The sequence below is a fragment of the Euzebya tangerina genome (genome assembly GCF_003074135.1).
GTDB lineage: Bacteria > Actinomycetota > Nitriliruptoria > Euzebyales > Euzebyaceae > Euzebya > Euzebya tangerina.
In genome coordinates, this window is sequence record NZ_PPDK01000001.1 from 3,238,320 (window position 1) to 3,258,465 (window position 20,146).

Consider the following 20,146-nt stretch of genomic DNA (forward strand, 5'->3'; position numbering starts at 1 on the left):
TGACCACGGTCAACACCTGAGGTTGCCCGGGTGGACCGAGAGTTTGAACGGCGTTGACGAGGGTGGTGTCACACCACACACTTACGGTCTATCGAACATACGTTCGACTCCTTGGACCAACTCGTGACCACCCCCTCCTTCACCCATCTGACCGCCCGGACCTGCTACTCGCTGCGGGACGGGGTCATCCGTCCACACGAACTGGCGCAGGCCACCGCCCGAATGGGGATGGCGGCTGTGGGGGTGACCGACCGCGCCGGACTCTACGGCGGGGTGCGGTTCGCGCAGGCGTGCCGCGCCGCCGGCGTCCGGCCCATCTACGGGGCCACCCTGGCGCTGGCGCCTGACGGTGGACGACCGGGCTGGGAGATCACCCGGGGGCCAGGGGTCGGGACACTCATGGGACCGGGGGTCGGGCGTGGCCTGGGAGGCCCATACGACAACGGCCGGTCCGGCATCGGTCGATCTGGTGTCCCGTCCGGCATCGGGTTCTCCGGCATCGGGTTCTCCGGCATCGGGTCAGGACGGGGGCAGGCGAAGGGCCCCGGCAGCGGTCAGGCATGGTTGGCCGACGACGCCGCTCAGGTAGCCCTCATCGCCGCCGACGAGGGTGGGTTCGCGACCCTCAATCGGGTCATCACCGATCACCACCTGGACAACCCGCGAGGGGCGCCACACCTCCGCTGGGACCATGTGGTCCACCGCTTGGGCAGCGCTGATCGGTGTGGTGGGGGTGCGGGCGTGTTCGTGCTGCTGGGGGACAACTCGCCGGTCGGCCGGCTGCTGGCGCAGGGCCGGCATGACGCCGCCCGGCAGGAGACCCGCCGGTGGCTGCACCTGCTCGGGCCAAAGCGACTGCTGATCGGGGTCACCCATCACCAGGCTCCCGGTGACGACGCGCGTGCCCGTGCTGCCTTCGCCCTGGCCGACGATCTGGGGCTGCGGGCGGTGGCCGACCAGCAGGCGCGGTACCTGCGGCAGCAGGACGCCCGGGTCGCCGACGTCATGGATGCCGTCCGGCAGCAGGTGCCGTTGGCGCAGCACCACTCCTCCCGTCGCAACGCCCAGGGGTTCCTGACGTCCCCGGCGCAGATGGCTGCGGTGTTCCGCGAACGCCCCGACGCCCTCCGCAACACCATGTGGGTGGCCGAGCAGTGCCACGTCGACATCGGTTTGGGACGGCTCCGGGTCCCCGACTTCGTCACCGGCCCGAGTGGCACCAATGACCCCGCGTGGGCCTTGGCCGAGCTGCGCCAGCGCTGCGAGCACGGACTGGTCGAGCGGTTCGGGACGGTGGCCGGCCGCTCGCAAGGTGGGTTCGAGGACGTCGGCCGCTCCGGTCACCTCCCCAGCACCCAGCAGCTGGACGACCTGCTGGACCGTGAGCTCGCGATGATCAAGCGCATGGGGCTGGCCGGGTACTTCCTGACCGTCGCCGAGATCATGGACCGGATCCGCAGCAAGGGGATCCTGGCGGCCTGTCGGGGGTCGGCGGCGAGCTCGCTGGTGACCTACGCGTTGCGGATCTCCGACGTCAACCCGATCACCCACGACCTGGCCTTCGAGCGGTTCATGAATCCCTACCGGGACGAACTGCCCGACATCGACATCGATGTCGAGTCCGCCCGGCGGGAGGACATCTACCGCGATCTGCTTGAGACCTACGGCGAAGACCGGGTCGCCTGCGTCGCGATGGTCGAGACCTTCAAGGCCCGCATGGCCATCCGCGAGGTCGGCAAGGCCATCGGGATGCCCGCCGGTGAGATCGACTACATCGCCAAGGCCTTCCCGCACGTGCGCGCCGGGGACGTGCGGCCAGCGCTCGATCATCTGCCCGAGCTCCAGGGGTTGAATCTGGACTCCGGCCACCTCCGCCTCCTCTTCGACGTCGTCGAGCGGCTGGACGGCTTCCCCCGCCACATCGCGCTGCACCCGTGCGGGATCATCCTGGCCGACTCGACCCTGCGCGACCTGGTGCCGATGGAGCGCTCTGCCCCTCGTGGGCCATCTGATGACGGCTTCGCGATGGCCCAGTACGACAAGGACGATGTCGAGGCGCTCGGCCTGTGCAAGCTGGACGTGCTGGCGATCCGGATGCTGTCGAGCATGGCTCACTGCATCGAGGAGGTCCGGGAGACCCGTGGGGCCGACATCGACTTCGACCACGTCGGCTGGGCCGACGGTGATACCTATGAGCTGATCCAGTCCACCCGGACCCTCGGCATGTTCCAGATCGAGTCGCCCGGTCAGCGCGAACTGGTCGGCAAGTTCCAGCCGGAGCACCTTGACGACCTGGTGGTGGACATCTCGCTGTTCCGGCCGGGTCCGGTGAAGGGCGACATGGTCAAGCCGTTCCTCAAGCGGCGTCATGGTGAGGAGGCGTCCGGCGTCCCCCACCCGATCCTCGAGCGGGCCCTCGGCGAGACCTTCGGCGTGATCGTCTACCACGAGCAGGTCATGCGGGCGATCTCGGCGGTGACCGGGTGTGATCTGGCGGAGGCGGATCTGGCCCGACGACGCTTGGGCGACCCGACCCAGTTGGAGCAGTTGGAGCGCTGGATCAAGCGAGGTGCGGCGGAGCGGGGGGTCCCGCCGGAGGTGGCGGAGTGGCTGTGGGTGAGCCTGGCCCAGTTCGCCTCGTTCGGGTTCTGCAAGGCCCATGCGGCGGCGTTCAGCGTGCCGACGTACCGCTCGGCGTGGCTGAAGGCCCACTTCCTGCCAGAGTTCGTCGCCGGCCTGCTGACCCACGACCCGGGGATGTACCCGCGTCGGCTGATCATGGACGACGCCCGCCAGTTCGGCGTGGCGATCCTGCCGCTGGACGTCAACCTCTCGGCCAGCGACTATCGCGTGGAGATCATCCGGGAGGACGAGGCCTACGCCCTGCTCGGCGTGGACCCGGACCGGTTGGCGGAGGCAGACGTGGCTCGCGGGCGGGGAGGGCCGGTCCGCGAACGTGGAACCTCACCTCATGGTGGGGAACCTGACCTCGCAGCGGGGAACCTGACCTTGCAGCGGGGAATCTCACCTCGACCTCAGGATGTGTGGACACCGCGGGGATGGTCCCGGGACGACGATGGGGCACTGCTCCCTCCGGCGGGGTTCGACAAGGGGAAGGCAGAACCGGGGTGGCGCTACGCGATCCGGATGGGCCTCCAGGACGTCGAGCGGATCGACGAGTCGATGATCAACTCCCTGCTGCTCGGCCGCCCCTTCACCTCGGTCGGTGATCTGCGGCTGCGGGCCCGACTGTCCAAGCCGGTGGTCGAGTCCCTCACCCATGCGGGTGCGCTGGACGTCATCGGCGGGATCGGATCTGCCACCGTGCGTGTCCCCTCAGTCCCATCATCCGGACCCAGAGGACACGCACCGGGGTCTGGGACGGAGCAGACGACCAAGACCCGCCGTGATCTGCTGCTGGAGGTGGGGGAGCGCTGGAGTGGGTTGAAGCGCCACGCCGTCTCGCGTCCGGACCAGCCGCAGCAGCTCGGCCTGCTCGAGCCGGAGGAGGCGCTCGGCCTACCCGCGTACCGGCCGAGCGACATCGTGCGGGCCGAACTCGAGGTCACCGGGTTGGACTCGAGCCGGCACGTCATCTCCTTCTACGACACGCTGCTGGACCAGTTGGGGGTCACCCGTGCGGTGGACCTGCTGGAGTGCCGGGAGAACCAGATGGTCCGGATCGCCGGCGTGAAGGTGGCGACCCAGACCCCGCCGGTGAAGTCCGGACAGCGGGTGATCTTCCTGTCGCTGGACGACTCGACGGGGGTGGGGGATGCCACGTTCTTCGAGTCGGTGCACGAGGAGTGTGCGTGGACGGTGTTCCACACCTGGCTGCTCGTGGTGGAGGGGCGGGTGCATCGGAGCGGCCGTCGCGGGGTCAGCTTGACCGCCTCGTCCGTGTGGGACCTGCGGCGGCTGATGCGGGCCTGGCAGCAGGGCTGGCTACCGGAGGCGATGGGGGAGAGCGGACGCCCCGTCCGTGCCGGCCAGCCGGTCCGGGGGCAGGCCGGTGCGGTCGAGCGCAGCCACGACGGTGCACCGTCGGAGGGGATCCGTGGCGCGCCCGGCCGCTCCGGCATCCGGTTCGCCCATCGTCCGGGGGAGCACCTGGTGATGGCGAAGGCGAAGCCGTTCGGTGGCGCCGGCCCGGCGGCCGGTGTGGGGAGCGCCGGTCCCAACGCTGGTCGGCAGGGTCTGGCGGCCAGCGCGACCCCTGATGAGACGTCAACGACGGGCTCCGACAGCCCGCTGATCGGTGGGCTCCGTCCTGGCGACCTGGCGGCTCGGGCTGACGCCACGGCACGGGCGAACACGGTGGGCAGCCCATCCCGGATCGGCCCGAACGGGACGACGTGGGCAGACCCGGCTGGCCGTCATCCGGGTGTGGACAGCCAGGACGTGAAGCGCCTCTCCCCGAACGATCCTCGCCGTCGGGACGATCCGCGAGCAGCGGGGGAGCGGCACGAGGAGGAGCCGCCCCGGAAGCTATGGCACTCCTCACCTGGCTCGGCTGGTCACTGATGTGCGCCGGCACTCCGCCGCACCACTCCCGGCGTCGGGGTCCCCGTCGGTGGCCCAGGGTGCCCGCGACGAGGTCAGGTCCCCGCGACGAGGTCAGATCTGGACGACCTTCGCCGCCAGGAACACGTCGAACGTGGCGCCACCGCCGGGTGTCTCGCTCACCGTGACCCGGCCACCGTGCGCCTCACTGAGGGCCTTCACCACGAACAGGCCGAGGCCCAGCCCACCGCGGTCGAACGGGTCGTTCCCACGGCTGAACTTCTTGAACAGGTCACCGAACTCGCCGGTGTTCAGCCCACCGCCATGATCCGCAACCTGCAGTCGGACACCGTTCTCCGTCCGGTCGATGCTGACCTCGACCGGCGTGCCCTCCGGCGTGTACTTGGCTGCGTTGGACAACAGGTTGTCCAGGATCCGCGCCAACGCATCGGTGTCGACGCCGTAGTGCAGACCCTCGGGCTTGACGAAGGAGATCGGGTGACTGGGCAGCGCACGCTTGAGCCCCTGGACGGACTTGTCGATGAACTGGCCGACGTCCGTCGGCTCGGGCGAGATGCTGACCGCACCCTCGTTGCGCCGGGAGGTCTCCAGCAGGTTCTCGATCAGCCGGTCCAGACGCCAGCCCTGGTTCCTCGCGATCTCGGCGAACTCGGCAACCTTCTCCGGCGGCAGGCTGATTCCGGGGCGGGCCAGCGTGCTCATCAGGCCGATCATCGAGGTCAACGGGGTCCGGAGCTCGTGCGTGACGAGGGTCAGGAACTCGTTCTTGGCGCGGTCCTGCTCCAGCAGGTTGGCGACCTGGCCCAACTGCTCCTCGTAGGCACGGGCATTGCTGATCGCGGCGGCGGCCGCGTCGGCGAAGACGCTGACCCCACGCAGGTCGAACTCGCTGAACGGCTCGCGGACGTCACCGGTGTCCACGCGGATGACGCCCACCAGGGCGCCGCGGATCCGCATCGGGGCGACCAGCACGTCGCCGGTCTGGCGGCGGTTCCGGGGCAGCTCACCCTCACCGGAGTCGATCAGCAGGGCATCGCCGCGGGTGATCGCACCTCCGGCCAGGCCGTCACCGATCGCCTGACGCATGCCGATCTGCACGGCGGCGTCCCCGGTCGTTGCGGCCACGACGAGGACCTCGTCGTCGTCCGGGTCGACCAGCAGGATCGAGACCGATCCGGCGTTCAGCAGCGAGTGGGCCGAGTCCGCGATCTGGGACATGACGGCCTTCAGGTCGAGTGCGGAGTTCATCGCCTGGGTGGCGCGGAGCAGCAGGTTGACCTCGTCGACGCGGTTGACCAGCGACGCGGTCAGGACCCGCTCCTCGACCAACATCGCGGTCAGGCGGCGGAGGGTCACCTCCCGCTCGGCGACGTACCCCAGCACGGTGACCAGCATGGCCAGCATGGCCAGTCGGACGTTCCGGCTCTCGAACACGTCCAGCAGGTCAGCGCTCACCAGGTTGAAGCCCGCGGCGACCATGGCGACGGGGACCACGATGGCCACGAGCAGGGACAAGCCCCACAGCTGGGCACGGCGGCGGTCCACCTGCTCGAGGTTCGGGACGCGCAGGTCCTTCAGGCCCGCCGTCTTGGCAAGCTGACGGCTGTCGGCAGCGAAGGCACTCATGGTCTCAGATCAACCTGGTTCGTTGGAGATGGGTCTGACGATTGGATCGGCAGGACCAGGCCTCCGCATTAGCACGACTTCGACGCATCATTGGCTGCGGTGACACAACCGGTCGACGAGCCGATCCTCCACGTGGACATGGATGCCTTCTACGCATCGGTGGAGGTTCGGGAGCGCCCAGAGCTCCGTGGCCGGCCCGTGCTGGTCGGCGGACTGGGTGGGCGCGGGGTCGTCGCGAGCTGCTCCTATGAGGCCCGCGAGTTCGGCATCCACTCCGCCATGCCCATGGCGCGGGCCATGCGGGTGTGCCCGCAGGCCGTGGTCGTCAGCCCCAACTTCGAGCTCTACGGCGCGGTGTCGACACAGATCCGGGAGATCTTCGACTCAGTCACGCCGTTGGTCGAGCCCTTGTCGCTCGACGAGGCGTTCCTGGACGTCCGGGGCAGCGTGCGCCTCTTCGGTCCGCCGGAGGTCATCGGCGAGCTCATCCGCACGCGAATCCGGGAGGAGCTCTCGCTGGTCGCAAGCGTCGGGGTGGCACCCAACAAGTTCCTGGCCAAGCTGTGCTCGGGGAAGGCCAAGCCGGACGGTCTGCTCCACCTCCGGCAGACCGACGTGGCGTCCTACCTGGCCCCGTTGCCGGTCCGGGACCTGTGGGGTGTCGGGACCAAGACCGCGGAACGCCTGGAGCGCTTCGGCATCCGCACCGTGGGTGAGCTGCAGCGGGTTCCGGTCGACACGATGCGGCGGCTCGTCGGCGAGGCGGGGGCAGCCCAGCTGACCGACCTGGCGCACGGTCGGGACGCACGGACGGTGCAGACCGTCCACGCGGCCAAGGGGATGGGAGCGGAGGAGACGTTCGACGCCGACATCGACGACCCGGACCAGCTGCGGCGTGAGCTCCTGCGCCTCAGCGAGCGGGTTGCCCGGCGTCTGCGAAAGGAGGAGCTGGCGGCCCGGACGGTCACGCTGAAGTTGCGGTACGCCAACTTCTCCACCGTCACCCGAAGTGTGACGCTGCCCAACCCCGTCGACGATGCGACCGAGCTGTACCGACAGGTGGGCATCCTGATGGACAAGCTGCGCCTCCAGCGCGTCCGGGTTCGCCTCGTCGGGGTGCGCGCCACCAACCTGGCCCCGGCCGATGCAGCCCGACAGCTGAGCCTCACCGCGGACGACCGGTGGCAGATGGTGGAGCACGCGGCAGATCGGGCGCGTGAACGCTTCGGCGATGGGGTGGTGACCAGAGGCGCGCTGCTCGAGAACGATGACGAGTGGCGCCGCTCGCAGCTGGAGGAGTAGCACGCAGTCGGTTGAGTCGCCCGCGGTTGGGGGAGCGGCGAGGCGGGAGACTAGGATCGCCGCCATGAGCGATCGAGTGACCTTCGAGATTGGTGAGGACGCCGTCGGTGTGGTCACCCTCAACCGCCCCGACAAGCTGAATGCGATGGATCGTCCGCTCTTCGAGGGGCTCCACGACGCGGCAGCACAGGCCGGTCATGCCATCGAGGAGGGCTCGGTCCGCGCCGTCCTGCTCAGAGCCGAGGGGCGAGCCTTCAGCGCCGGTCTGGACGTGAGTCTGTTCAGCAGTCAGCTGGGCGAGGCCCCCGACGACGAGTGGATCGCCTACCTCCAGCAGGCCATCACCGGCCTCGAGGACCTGCGCGTCCCCGTCGTCGCTGCCATCCAGGGGCCGGCCCTCGGCGGCGGTTGTCAGTTGGCCCTGGGTGCACACCTGCGGCTGGCCGCTCCCGACGCACAGCTTGCACTGCTCGAGGCCGCCTGGGCCATCATCCCGGATCTCGGGGGCCTCACCCGCCTGCCTCGGCTCATCGGTCTGAGCCGCGCCACGGACATGGCGATGACCGCACGGAAGGTCGGCGCGAGCGAGGCCCTGTCGTGGGGACTGGTCGACCGGGTCCTGGACGAGGAGGACTTCGACGCCGCTGCCCGGGCGTTCACGGCCACGCTGGCCGCTGGCCCGACGCTGGCCATCGGAGCCGTCCCCGCTCTCCTGCGCCAGTCGTTCACCACCGAACGCGATCCCATGCTGGCCGCGGAACGGGCCTACCAACAGCAGTGCTTGGCGTCGGTTGACTTCCGGGAGGCTGCGCAAGCGGCATTGCAGCAACGGCAGCCATCCTTCGAGGGCCAGTAACCCCCAAGCACCAGCATCGCCGCGTGGACCGCTCTACACTCAACTTCTCGGTTCCCTGACCGATACCGAACAGACACCCCCGTCCACCGCTTGACCGCCCGCGACCCACGGAGCAGCGAAATGCCACTGTCCGACCGTGAACGGCAGATCCTCAACGAGATCGAGGACGCGCTGGCGACGGAGGATCCCAAGTTCGCGAGCAAGGTGGCCACACTGCCTCGCTCGGCGGAGCAGACCCGGCTTCGCTACGGGATCGCCGGGTTCGTGGTCGGTGTACTCATGCTGCTGGCGATCGTGTTCCACATCCTGTGGGGCTTCGCCGGCTTCGTGTTGATGCTGGTCAGCGCCGTGGTGGTGTTGAACCAGCTGAAGAACCTCGGCAACGATCGAGCCCTTGACCTGGGCGGGCAGATCAAGGGTGGGTTCGCGCGGTACATGGAAGGCCGCCGCAAGGGCACCGACCAAGCCGACTGAGACCTGTCGCGGGACGCTAGTGGTCCGTAGTTCAAATCTCTTTGGCATCCGCGGCCCCCGCATCACCGCTGGACTGCGTTGCGCTCGCTTGAATGACCCGCCATGCGGCGGCTTCGCGCGCCTTGCCAGCGGCGCGCGGCTGACCACGGCTGGCGCAAAGATCTTCTCCTACGGACCACTAGCGGTTCGTCAGGACCCGCAGCCTGACCCACACACGTCGCCATGCCGGCAGGTGATCGGTGAGCTTGCCGACCAGGCTGGCGGCGGCCCGCTCGGCCTGCTCAGCGTCGTGTTCGGTGACCGCCGGCGCGAAGATCGCCCGAGTCGAGGCACGAGCCAGGACGGGCGCGGCGTGATGGCCATCAGAGATCCGCGGGAAGAACTCCTCACCCGTCTCTGCCGGGTGTCGCGGCCGGCCGAGGGCACGCGCGACGTTCTGCACCGCCGCCCCGGCCGCGTCGATCCGCTGCTGCGGTGAGTGGTCCTCCGTGCCGCGTTCGCGGCGACGACGCACGCCCAGCGCAGCCAGGCCAACGAGCGTGACACCCCCCACCACCAGGATCCACGGCACGCCACGCTCCTCCTGGACGAGGCCATCACCCTCGACGTTCGGGGCCGGGAAGGGGTCGGCGAAGTCCTCGGGGGTCGTGGGGATCTGCGGATCAAGACCGCCCGGTCCGAGCGGCGAGCTGGCGAGGCCCGCGTCGCCCTGCTGCTCGGCGAAGGTCTGGCCTGGGACGATGCCGTCGGCACCGGTCACCAACACGTTGCCGTCAGACCGTGGGGTCGGTTCGAAGGGGATCCATCCCAGATCGCCGAAGTCGACCTCCACCCAGGCGTGTGCGTTGCCGTTGGTGACCTCGTACAGCCCGTCCGCTCCGAGCACGCCTGGCGTGTAGCCGACCGCCAGCCGTGCTGGTATGCCCAGCGTGCGCAGCATGACGGCCATGGTCCCGGCGAACTGCTCGCAGTACCCCTCACGTCCGTTGATGAAGCGGGTGAGCGCGGTCGCCCCCAACCCGGGATCGGGCTGTGTCGAGTAGGTCCACGTCCGCAGCTCGTTCTGGATGGCGAGCGCGGTGTCGAACATGGTCTCCGCACCGGCGTCGCCCACGATCTGGCGCGCCAACGTCACGACCTCGTTCGGCACGTTGTCCGGCAGCGTCGTGCCGGCGGAGCCCGGACTTGGCCGCGGAACCGCGCGGAGCTGGTCGGCATCCGGTTGAGGCAGAGCCGCGCGCACGGTGTAGGTGTCGCCGTCCACGAGTGGCGCCGAGCCGGGCACGGTCAGCGTGGCCGAGCGCCGGTCATAGCGCAGCACCTCCGCCTTGGCGCCGGTCACCTCGATCGGTTGGAAGGGCGCTGGTGCCAGCACCGCACCACCCTCGATCTGGGCGGCGACCGTGATGGACACGTCCACCGGCTCGACCGGGATCGGTGGTGGGGTGTCGACCAGCCCCTGGACGGGGTTGCCGCTGATCGTCCCGGTGGTCCACTGCTCCGCCTCGTCGTAGGTGTCCAGGGACGTGGTCCGCAGGTACACCGGGCGAGGTGTCTCGACGCGGACGACCGGCCCCTGGTCGGTGGCGACGAGTCGCTGCCGGATGTCGACGATCGGGTTGGTGGTGATCGTCGTGCCGGTCCCGCCGCGGGCCTGGTAGAGCGGCTCGTCCCTGAACCCTGGGAGGAGCGAGGCGAAGGTGAGTCCGAGCACCACGGCCGCCGCGGTGAGCACCAATCCGCTGGCCGGGATCACCGGTGATCGGCGTGACCGCCCGGACAGGCCCGGAACCGAGACCCGCCGTCCGAACTCACCGGTCGCGTTGGCATTGCCCAGCAGCAGCAGGGTCCCGGCGGCGATCAGGAAGCCGATCGTCGGCGCGGTGATGCTGAGCGACTCCGGTGCGATGGCGAGCGGTGTGGCCCACATCACCAGCGCGGCGATGATCGCCTTCGAGGGCGATCGGAGGACGAAGAGCATCCCGTCGGCGAGGTAGGCGACGACCCACGTCCCCATAACGGCGAGCAGCAGCAGCCCGGCCTCGGCGAACGTCGGCGAGGGGCGCAACTCCACCAGTTCCAGGCCACGGATGAAGAGGTCCCGGACGGCAACGAGTGTGTCGGGGGTGGGCAGGAGTCCTGCGACGGCGGTGGAGGGGAGGAAGGCGATCGTGACGAATGCCAGCAAGCTGGCGGCGCTCATCAGGAGGTGGATGATGGGACCGGCGCCAAGGCGACGCGCACCCCACCCGATCCCCAGGGCCAGGACCACCCCGCCGACGATCGGCCGAACCCACTCCGTCCCGATGAAGACCGACCGGATGGGCACGACCGCGGCCAGCAGGAGCAGCAGTAGGGCGATCGTCATGACGTCGTCGTCGACTGCTGGCCCCTGGCGTCCGGGACGCCGGCCACGGGGTGGTGGGATGGGCTCGGGCGAGGGCAGCGCCACTCTGGAGCGTCGGCTGGAGCGACGATCACGCCCGGACCGGGAGGGCGGGCTGATCGGCGGGGTCAGTGTGCTGCTCATCGGACCATCCCGGCTGCGGTGGCGGGAGGGATCTGAGCCCCCCGACGGCGAGGCGTGCCCGTCACGGCGGCCCAGGCCGGTGCCAGCGGCTCACCCGCGGTGATGGCGGTTGCCGCCCAACCAGCGGCGCTCAGCAGCCCCACCATCCTGTCGGCCCGGGCCGAACCAGCCTCGGCGACGACGATCGCAATGCGCTGGCCGAACCCGCGAAGGCCGAACAGGGCGCGCATGTCCGGGTGGCTGCCGAGGTCGTCGTCGCCAGTGCCAGTTCCCGGAGGGACGCCGAGGATCCCGACGAAGAGCCCCTCACCACCCCGCGCGGCCGACAGCGACGGCGCAAGGCTGGGATTGGAGGTCGCCGGCAGGGTCGCCAGGTACGCCATGGCCGAGTCGGCGAAGTCCGGGCTGGTGCGCCCCGCCGTGTCGTCGGTGACCAGGCGCAACGCGTAGGAGGCCTCGTCGAGGTGATAGACCATCGATGCGGCAACGGACACGGCCCGCTCCAGCGTTCCCGTCGGACCCTCGGAGTGGGCCGCCGCTCTGGAGTCCAGGAAAACCGTGGCATGCGCCTGCCAGGGCTGGTCCATCTGCCGAACCATGAGGGTGTCGCGATGGGCAGTCGATGCCCAGTGCACGTGGCGGAGGTCATCACCCCGGACGTACTCACGAATCGTGAAGAACTCATCGCCGCTGGCCAAGACCCGCCGCGCGTCGGAGCTGCCGGTGCCCATGTGGAGGCCGCGAACGGGTGAGGAGGGCAGCGGCTCGACGCGGGGGTAGACCAGCAACTCGTTTGTGGCCTGATAGTCGCGGCGCCGCTCCGCAACGCCGAAGGGATCCCGAACCAGGAGCGCAACCGGCCCCAACTGGTACTTGCCACGGGTCGTCGCGGTCGCGACGTAGGAGGCTCGGGCGATCTTGCCCGGGGCGACACCGGCCATGACGAAGCGGGCCTCGCCTGCAACGGGGTGGCCGTCGGCGAGGACCGTGGCCGGCAGCGACTCGGTGACGAGCAGGGTCGGGGACGGCAGGAACGAGTCGTTTCGAAGGTCGAGGTCCGCGGTGACGGCCGACCCGGCGACGACCCGCGCGTGGGAGCTGTCCCGGCGCACCGAGATCGACCCCGTGGCGACCCGGACGTAGATGACGCCCAGCAGGACGATGGCAAGACTTGCCACGCTGACCGCGAAGAGCTCCGCGATTCCCAGGGTCCGACCGGCCAGCCACGTCAGCACCGCGGTCAGCACGAACAGGATCCCGCGTTGCGTCAGCATGCCGCGATCGCCCCAGCCCGCAGCCCGATCCTGTCGCGTCGCACTGGCCCTACCGCTCCGGGACGGGCACCGTGCGGAGCACCTCGGAGATCACGGCCTCGGGAGCCGTCCCCGACATCTGGGCGTCAGGGGAGAGGATCAACCGGTGAGCCAGGACGGGAACGGCCAGCGCCTTCACGTCATCGGGGACCACGTACTCCCTACCGACGATCGCCGCGGCAGCCCGGGCAGCACGCAGCAGGGCCAGACCAGCCCGTGGAGAGCAGCCGAGTTCGGTGCCGGGGTGCTCGCGTGTGGCTCGCACCAACTCGACCACGTACCGCTTCAGCGGGTCGGCCGCGTGGAGCGTCTTGATGGTCTCGATCTGCGCCGCGACGTCCTGGGCGCTGGCCACGGGCTGGATCTCGCTGACCCCGGCGCCGGAGCCCTGCGTCTCCAGGACCTGCAGCTCGGCGTCGGCGTCGGGGTACCCGATGGTGACCTTCATCATGAACCGGTCGCGCTGCGCCTCGGGGAGCGGATAGGTCCCCTCCAACTCGACCGGGTTCTGCGTGGCGATCACCATGAACGGGGTCGCCAACTCGTGCGTGGTGCCGTCGACGGTGACCGTCCGCTCCTCCATGGCCTCCAGCAGAGCCGACTGGGTCTTGGGACCCGCACGATTGATCTCGTCACCCAGGACGATGTTGGCGAACACCGCCCCCGGCTTGAACTCCCACTGGTGGTCCTCGGAGTTGTAGACGGTGGTGCCGGTCACGTCGCTCGGCAGCAGGTCAGGCGTGAACTGCACACGTCGAACGGTGCTCGCGACCGACTTCGCGATCGCCTTGGCCAGCAGGGTCTTCCCCACGCCGGGGACGTCTTCGACCAGGACGTGTCCCTCGGCGAGCATGGCCACGACGGACAGGCGCACGACCTCGGGCTTGCCACGCACGACCTGTGCGACGTTGGCCCGGATCCGCTCGTACGTGGCGCTCACTGCACCGGTCGTCGGTGCAACCTGCCCATTCGCCACCTGGTGCCTCGCTTGTCTCGCCGGTCCGGCCAACTCGGGGGCCGTGCTGGGTGCGCGGCCCTCCGACAACCTTGCCACGGTCCCGGCCGCGTCACCGGGGGTCACCGACTCGGCCACGGTGGGCCGCAGATTGCTGGAGGAAACCAACGACAACGGTCGGAGGCGGGACTAGTATCCCGGCGCTAGATGATCCCTACGAGGAGAGGAACTCCCTAATGCGCGCAGAGATGACCAGTATCTCGAAGCTGCGCCTGCTGGCCCTCATCGCGGTGCTCGCCCTGGTGGCGGCGGCCTGCGGAGGCGGCTCGGGCGAGGATGACGACACGGAGGTCGACGACGCCACCGAGTCCACCGACGAGGAGGCCGCCGAGGACGGGGCTGACGAGGGCACCGACGACGAGGCGATGGCTGAGGAGGAGCCCACGGACGAGGAGTCCACCGACGACGAGGGCACCGAGGACGAGGGTGCGTCCGGTGGCGACGAGGTGCTCGTGTTCGGGACCACCGAGATGCCGTCGACCATCGACCCGGCGGACGTCTATGAGAAGTTCGCCTCCGACGTGCTGTTCAACACCACCAACCGGCTGGTCGAGTTCGAGCCGGGGGCCGGCGACATCGGTCCGGGCCTCGCCACCAGCTGGGAGGTCAGCGAAGACGGCCTGACCTACACCTTCGACCTGCGCGAGGGTGTCGTCTTCCAGGACGGCAGCGAGATGACCTCCGAGGACGTCGTCTGGTCGCTCAACCGGTCGCTCAACATCAACCACCCGGACGGCGCATCGTTCCTGATCAGCGGGATCACCTCCATCGAGGCCCCCGACGACCTGACGGTCGTGATCACCATCGAGGAGGCCAACTCGACCTTCCTGTCCCGCCTGAACTACACCGTGGGGACGATCCTGCCGAGCGACTCCGACGTCTATCAGGCCCCCGAGGAGCGCCTCGAGGCTGAGGGTGAGGACGAGGCCGCCGCCGAGACGCTGCTGGAGGAGGCCGAGAGCTTCCTGACGCAGGACGCCATCGTCGGCACGGGGCCCTACGAGATGACCGACTACCAGCCGGGTGTCTCCATGACCCTGGAGCGCTTCGACGACTACTGGGGCGAGGCGCCGCAGATCGGCACCGTCCGGGTCCAGTTCTTCGAGTCCACCACGCAGATGCGGAACGCCTTGGCGGCCGGTGAGATCGACATGGCAGTCAACGACCTCGACCCGACCGAGACCGCGAGCCTCGAGGGGGAGGAGGGCATCCAGATCGCAACCGACGCCGGTGGCCGAACCAGCTACATGGTGGTCGATGTCACCCAGGCACCCTTCGATGACCCGGCCGTGCGTCGCGCCATCGCGACGACCATCGACCGGGAGCGCATCGTCGAGGAGGCCTTCGAGGGTCAGGCCAGCCCGCTGTTCTCCATGATCCCCGAGAACTTCGACGTGAGCATGGACTTCATCTCCGACATCGAGGTCGAGATCGAGCCGGAGTCCCCCATCGAGTTCGAGCTGTGGTATCCGGCCGACCGCTACACCAACCAGGCGGAGGTCGCTGAGATCATCGCCCGGTCGCTCAACGAGTCCGGTCTGTTCAACGTCACCACGAACACCTCGGAGTGGGCGACGGAGTACTCCACCCAGCTGAACACCGGTGCGTACGGCATCTACCTGCTGGGTTGGTACCCGGACTACCTGGACCCCGACGACTACATCGAGCCGTTCTATGACTCGGAGAAGACCTTCATCGGGTTCTACGGCTCGGAGGAGATGGACGCCCTGATCACCGCGGAGCAGCAGGCCGAGGTCGGCTCGGACGAGCGGGCGGAGATCTTCGCCGACATCCAGGAGCTGGCGGCGCAGGACATGCCGTTCATCCCGCTGTACTCCGAAGGTCAGGAGGCCTACTACAACGAACGCGTCACGGGCGTCGAGGAGACCCTCGGTGCCGCACAGCAGACGTGGTTCTACGTACTCGGACTCAACTAGCGTCTAGAGTTCCGGCGGCCGGGTCGATCGACCCGGCCGCCACTCTGTTCGCCGGACGCCCCGTCCGCACACCCAAGGAGGCGGCTGTTGGCAACCACGAAACCGGGCGGCTCGGGCCTGGGGAAGTACGTGCTCGTCCGGCTGGCCCTGGCGCCCGTGTTCCTGCTGCTCCTGCTGACGCTGCTCTTCGTGCTGCTCCGGATCCTGCCGGGCGACATCGTGACCGCCTCCCTCGCGGGTCGGGCCAGCGAGGAGCGCATCGAAGCCGCAAGGGAGGCCGCCGGCATCGACCGCCCGATCGGCGTGCAGTACGTGGAGTACCTCTCCAACATCGTGACCGGCGACTTCGGCGAGCCGCTGACCGACCCTCGACCCGTCGGCGAGTTGGTCGCTGATCTCCTGCCAGCGACCATCGAGTTGACGGTGTTCGCGATGCTGATCGCCATTCCCCTGGGCATCCTGCTCGGTGCCGTGTCGGCGCGGTTTCGAGATACGCCGCTCGATGGTGCCGCCCGGCTGTTCGGCATCGTCAGCTTCTCGATCCCGGTGTTCTGGCTGGGCATCCAGGCGCAGCTGGTCTTCAGCGTGTGGAACGACTGGTTGCCGACGGGCAACCGGATCTCGGCGCGCATCGCGCCGGTCGACGGGCCAACCGGCTTCTACCTGATCGACGGGGTGCTGGCCAGCAATGGGGAGTTCACGCTCACTGCCCTCGAACACCTGATCCTTCCCGGGGCGACGCTCGGCCTGGTGATCTCCGGTGTCTTCGTGCGACTCGTGCGCGTCAACATGCTGCAGACGCTCCGGGCCGACTACGTCGAGTCTGCGCACGCCCGTGGTGTCGGCGAACGACCGGTGCTGTTCCGTCACGCGTTCAAGAACGCACTGGTGCCGGTGATCACCATCATGGGCCTGCAGTTCGCGTTGCTGCTGGGAGGTGCGATCCTGACCGAGACGACGTTCTCGTGGCCGGGCATCGGTCTCAAGCTGGTCGACTTCATCAACGCGCGTGACTACGTGGGTGTGCAGTCGTTGGTCACCGTCATCGCGATCCTGATCGTCTCGGTCAGCGTGGTCATCGACATCATCAACGGCCTGATCGACCCACGGGTGCGGTACTGATGGCCGGGAGCACCGAGGTGTCGACCACGACGACATCGCAGCCGGCCACGGCCGACATCTCCCGGTGGCGCCGAGCCCGCGCGCGCATCGAGCACGGGCTGCGGCCTTGGCGGCGGGCCAACCCCGGTGCCCGGTATCTGGTCATCGCGGGTGCCGCCATCACGCTGCTCTTCGCCTTCCTCGCGGTCTTCGCCGACACCGTCGCCCCGTTCGGGGAGGACCAGTACTGCGCCGATGAGTTCTTCAACCCCGAGAACGGCGCCTGCATCGGGGTCGGCCCCGACGAGCAGGTGCCGAACCGCGCGCCCCCCAGCACGGAGTACCCCTTCGGCACCACCGACACCCGCTTCGACGTCCTCAGCCGCGTCATCCTGGGTGCCCGACTCGCCTTCGCCGTGGTGGCGTTCTCGACGGCCTTCGCCATGCTCATCGGGGTACCACTCGGCCTGTTCAGCGGGTACATCGGCGGCCGCTTCGACCGGGTCATGGTCCTGGTCATGGATGCGATCTACGCCTTCCCCTCGCTGCTGCTCGCGATCATGATCGCCTTCGCCCTCGGGCTCCGCCTGGAGCAACTCGGGATCGATGCACCGTTCGTCCCCGCCGCCGTGTCAGTGGGCACCGTGTACATCCCGCAGTACTTCCGGGTCATCCGCAACCACACCCTCAGCGTCAAGGAGGAGCCCTACGTCGAGGCGGCGAAGTCACTCGGCGCCAGCCGGACCTCCATCGTGTTCCGCTACGTCTTCTTCAACGTCGTGTCGTCCATCCCGGTCCTGTTCACCCTGAACGCCGCCGATGCGGTGCTGACGATGGCGGGCCTGGGGTTCCTGGGCTACGGCGTGCGCTTCCCCACGGCCGAGTGGGGGCTCGACGTCAGCCTGGCGCTGGCCGACTCGGTGGCCGGGTTCTGGTGGACGGCCTTCTGGCCCGGGGTGGCAATCACCCTGCTGGTCACCGGCCTGTCGTTGATGGGGGAGGGGCTGAACGACATCATCAACCCGCTGCTCCGGGTGAAGGGGTACCGCGGGAAGGCCAAGGCGTCGGCTCGTGAGACCATGAAGCTGGCCGGTGACCGCGAGCCGGCTGGTGCCACATCCCGGGCGGAGGCCGGGGCGTGACCGGCAGCGCCGCACCCGTGCTGCAGGTCCGCAACCTGCGGGTGTCCTACGCCACGCCCGCCGGATTCCTGCACGCCGTCGACGACGTCAGCTTCGACCTGGCGGCCGGCGAGTCGCTCGGCGTGGTCGGTGAGTCCGGCTGCGGCAAGTCGACCATGGGCAAGGGCCTGATGCGCCTGCTGCCGCCGGGCGCGCAGCTGTCCGGCTCGGTCCGGCTGCACGGCGAGGAGGTGGTCGGCCTGTCACGGCGGCGGCTGCGCAAGATTCGCGGCGACGAGATGGCCCTGGTGTTCCAGGAGCCCATGACCCGCCTGGACCCGTTGATGAAGGTCAGTGACCACTTCGTCGAGGCCATCCGGGCACACCGGCCCAAGACGTCGAAGTCCGACGCCGTCGCCATGGCCAGCGGTGCGCTGGCGCAGATGGGGATCCCACCGACCCGGGTGCACAACTACCCGCACGAGTTCTCCGGCGGCATGCGCCAACGGATCATGATCGCGCTGTCCGTGGTGATGCAACCAGCGGTCATCGTGGCCGACGAGCCCACCACGGCGCTCGACGTGATCGTGGAGGCGCAGATCCTGGACCTGCTGGACGGCCTGCGTCGCAATGAGGACCTCGGCCTGATCCTGATCACCCACAACCTCGGGATCGTCGCCGAGACGTGTGATCGCGTGGCCGTGATGTACGCGGGGCGGATCGTCGAGGTGGGCCCGGTGGAGGAGGTCTTCACCGACCCCAAGCATCCCTACACCCAGGGCCTGCTGCGCAGCGTCATCTCCACCGACACCACCGAGTTGTCCTCGATCGACGGGTTCCCCCCAAACCTGCTGGACCCGCCACCCGGCTGCCGGTTCGCAGCGCGCTGCGATCAGGTCCTGGAGCACTGCACCACGGTCGATCCGGTCCTGGCACCGCTGACGGAGCAGACCCGCGTCGCGTGCCTGCTGTACCCCCAGTCCCACCCGTCGCAGTCCAACCCGTCGCCGTCAAGCGCAGGGGAGGCGGCGTCAGCATGAGTGACGGCGACGACGCTGTGGCGTTGGCTGGTCCCGGCGAGCCCGGGACGGACACGACCGAGACGGATGGGATCCTGCTGCGGGTGCGCAACCTCCACACCCACTTCGGTGCCAGCGGTGGCTTCCTCGGGCGGGGCTCCGGCGTGGTCAAGGCGGTCAACGACGTCTCCTTCGACCTGCGGGAGGGCGACATCTTCGGATTGGTGGGGGAGAGCGGCTCGGGCAAGACCACCCTCGGCCGAACCGTTCTGGGTCTGGCCCCGGCGACATCCGGCGAGGTGTGGTGGCGTGGCCGGGACCTGGCCCAGCTGAGCGAGCGGAAGATGCGTCCGCTCCGACGGCAGATGGGGATGGTCTTCCAGGACCCGAACGCGTCGCTCAACCCCGCCATGACGATCGTCCAGGGCGTCGGCCATCCGCTGCGGATCCACGGGATCGAGACCAGCCGTCGGGCCATCCGGCAGCGCGTGGCCGAGATGCTGGAGCGCTGTGGTCTGACGCCGGCACAGCGGTACCTGGACACCTACCCGGAGGATGTCTCCGGTGGCCAGAAGCAGCGGGTGGTGATCGCCAGGACGCTCATCACCGAGCCGGAGCTGGTGGTGGCCGACGAGCCGGTGGCTGCCCTGGACATGAGCGTGCGGGCCAAGGTGCTCGAGCTCATGCTCGACCTGAAGGAGCAGTTGGGTCTCACCTACATCTACATCACGCACGATCTGACCAGCGGGCGGTTCGTGTGCGATCAGATCGGGATCATGTACCTCGGTGAGCTGGTGGAGTGGGGGGATGCCAGCCGGGTCTACGACCACCCCCAGCACCCCTACACCGACGCACTGCTGGGTGCGGTGCCGCTGCCGGATCCCTCACGCAAGGGACGCGACAAGAACCTGCCGGCCGGTGAGATCCCCGACGCACTCGACCCGCCGGCCGGGTGCCAGTTCCATCCCCGGTGCCCGCGAGCCTTCGGGCCGTGCGGCTGGGAGGGATCGGACCTCGTGGACTACCTCGAGCGCCGTTGGACCGAGGTGGACGCCGCGACCTTCGAAGAGGAACTGGATGCGACGGGCCCGATCGACTCGATCAAGGTGGACGGCCGCACCGCGCGGTTCCCGGCCGGCAGTCCCGACCGGCTGCTCCCGCTGCTCCAGGATCTGCACGAGCGCGAGGTGGCTCCGATCTTCTCCGGCGTCTCGGACATCTCGAGCGCCGGCGGTGACGTCGTGGTCACCTTCGCGGAGGGACCAGCCCCCACGCTGCTCCCGGTCGCAGGTCGGATGGTCGCCTGCCACCTCCACGAGCGGTAGCCC

General features: G+C 69.1%; 13 protein-coding genes. 9 read left to right on the plus strand and 4 right to left on the minus strand.

What is annotated here, in order from left to right:
• The first annotated feature begins 123 nt into the window (after positions 1-123).
• The gene (locus tag C1746_RS14980; RefSeq protein WP_162867790.1) at positions 124-4,524 is read left to right on the plus strand and encodes a DNA polymerase III subunit alpha; all 4,401 of its coding nucleotides are present in this window, start codon (positions 124-126) and stop codon (positions 4,522-4,524) included.
• 93 nt (positions 4,525-4,617) lie between these two features.
• Here C1746_RS14980 and C1746_RS14985 read toward each other — a convergent pair whose 3' ends face one another.
• Complete coding sequence (locus C1746_RS14985; RefSeq protein ID WP_116715333.1) at positions 4,618-6,150, minus strand: sensor histidine kinase; 1,533 nt, start codon at positions 6,148-6,150, stop codon at positions 4,618-4,620.
• A 99-nt stretch (positions 6,151-6,249) separates the two neighbouring features.
• On the opposite strand from C1746_RS14985, the gene C1746_RS14990 reads away from it, so the two are divergent.
• From C1746_RS14990 to C1746_RS15000, 3 genes are all read left to right on the plus strand, one after another.
• On the plus strand, positions 6,250-7,452 hold the full coding sequence (locus C1746_RS14990; RefSeq protein WP_205711868.1) for a DNA polymerase IV: 1,203 nt from the start codon (positions 6,250-6,252) through the stop codon (positions 7,450-7,452).
• Positions 7,453-7,516: 64 nt separating this feature from the next.
• Positions 7,517-8,308: an enoyl-CoA hydratase/isomerase family protein gene (locus C1746_RS14995; RefSeq protein ID WP_162867791.1), complete on the plus strand. Its 792-nt coding sequence runs from the start codon at positions 7,517-7,519 to the stop codon at positions 8,306-8,308.
• Between the two features lie 120 nt (positions 8,309-8,428).
• Positions 8,429-8,782: a DUF3040 domain-containing protein gene (locus C1746_RS15000; RefSeq protein ID WP_116715335.1), complete on the plus strand. Its 354-nt coding sequence runs from the start codon at positions 8,429-8,431 to the stop codon at positions 8,780-8,782.
• Between the two features lie 178 nt (positions 8,783-8,960).
• Here the strand turns inward: C1746_RS15000 and C1746_RS15005 are convergent, their stop codons facing one another.
• The 3 genes from C1746_RS15005 to C1746_RS15015 are packed head-to-tail and all read right to left on the minus strand — an operon-like array spanning position 8,961 to position 13,565.
• Positions 8,961-11,312, minus strand: coding sequence for a transglutaminase TgpA family protein (locus C1746_RS15005; RefSeq protein ID WP_116715336.1), 2,352 nt, complete (start codon positions 11,310-11,312; stop codon positions 8,961-8,963).
• Entirely contained in the window at positions 11,309-12,586 is a 1,278-nt protein-coding gene (locus tag C1746_RS15010; RefSeq protein ID WP_116715337.1) for a DUF58 domain-containing protein, read from the minus strand. Before C1746_RS15010 ends, C1746_RS15005 begins: the two co-directional genes overlap by 4 nt.
• A gap of 49 nt (positions 12,587-12,635) precedes the next feature.
• The gene (locus C1746_RS15015) at positions 12,636-13,565 is read right to left on the minus strand and encodes an AAA family ATPase (protein WP_240598921.1); all 930 of its coding nucleotides are present in this window, start codon (positions 13,563-13,565) and stop codon (positions 12,636-12,638) included.
• 263 nt (positions 13,566-13,828) lie between these two features.
• Here C1746_RS15015 and C1746_RS15025 point away from each other — a divergent pair, with 263 nt between their 5' ends.
• The 5 genes from C1746_RS15025 to C1746_RS15045 all read left to right on the plus strand — a co-directional run bounded on the left by C1746_RS15025 (position 13,829) and on the right by C1746_RS15045 (position 20,143).
• Positions 13,829-15,577 carry an ABC transporter substrate-binding protein gene (locus C1746_RS15025; RefSeq protein WP_162867792.1) on the plus strand — a complete coding sequence of 583 codons (1,749 nt, stop codon included), beginning with the start codon at positions 13,829-13,831 and terminating at the stop codon, positions 15,575-15,577.
• Between the two features lie 87 nt (positions 15,578-15,664).
• Complete coding sequence (locus C1746_RS15030) at positions 15,665-16,699, plus strand: ABC transporter permease (protein ID WP_205711869.1); 1,035 nt, start codon at positions 15,665-15,667, stop codon at positions 16,697-16,699.
• Positions 16,699-17,820: an ABC transporter permease gene (locus C1746_RS15035; protein WP_116715340.1), complete on the plus strand. Its 1,122-nt coding sequence runs from the start codon at positions 16,699-16,701 to the stop codon at positions 17,818-17,820. Before C1746_RS15030 ends, C1746_RS15035 begins: the two co-directional genes overlap by 1 nt.
• Entirely contained in the window at positions 17,817-18,839 is a 1,023-nt protein-coding gene (locus C1746_RS15040; protein WP_205711870.1) for an ABC transporter ATP-binding protein, read from the plus strand. The genes C1746_RS15035 and C1746_RS15040 overlap by 4 nt, the downstream gene beginning before the upstream one ends.
• The gene (locus C1746_RS15045; protein WP_116715342.1) at positions 18,836-20,143 is read left to right on the plus strand and encodes an ABC transporter ATP-binding protein; all 1,308 of its coding nucleotides are present in this window, start codon (positions 18,836-18,838) and stop codon (positions 20,141-20,143) included. The genes C1746_RS15040 and C1746_RS15045 overlap by 4 nt, the downstream gene beginning before the upstream one ends.
• Positions 20,144-20,146: the final 3 nt, after the last annotated feature.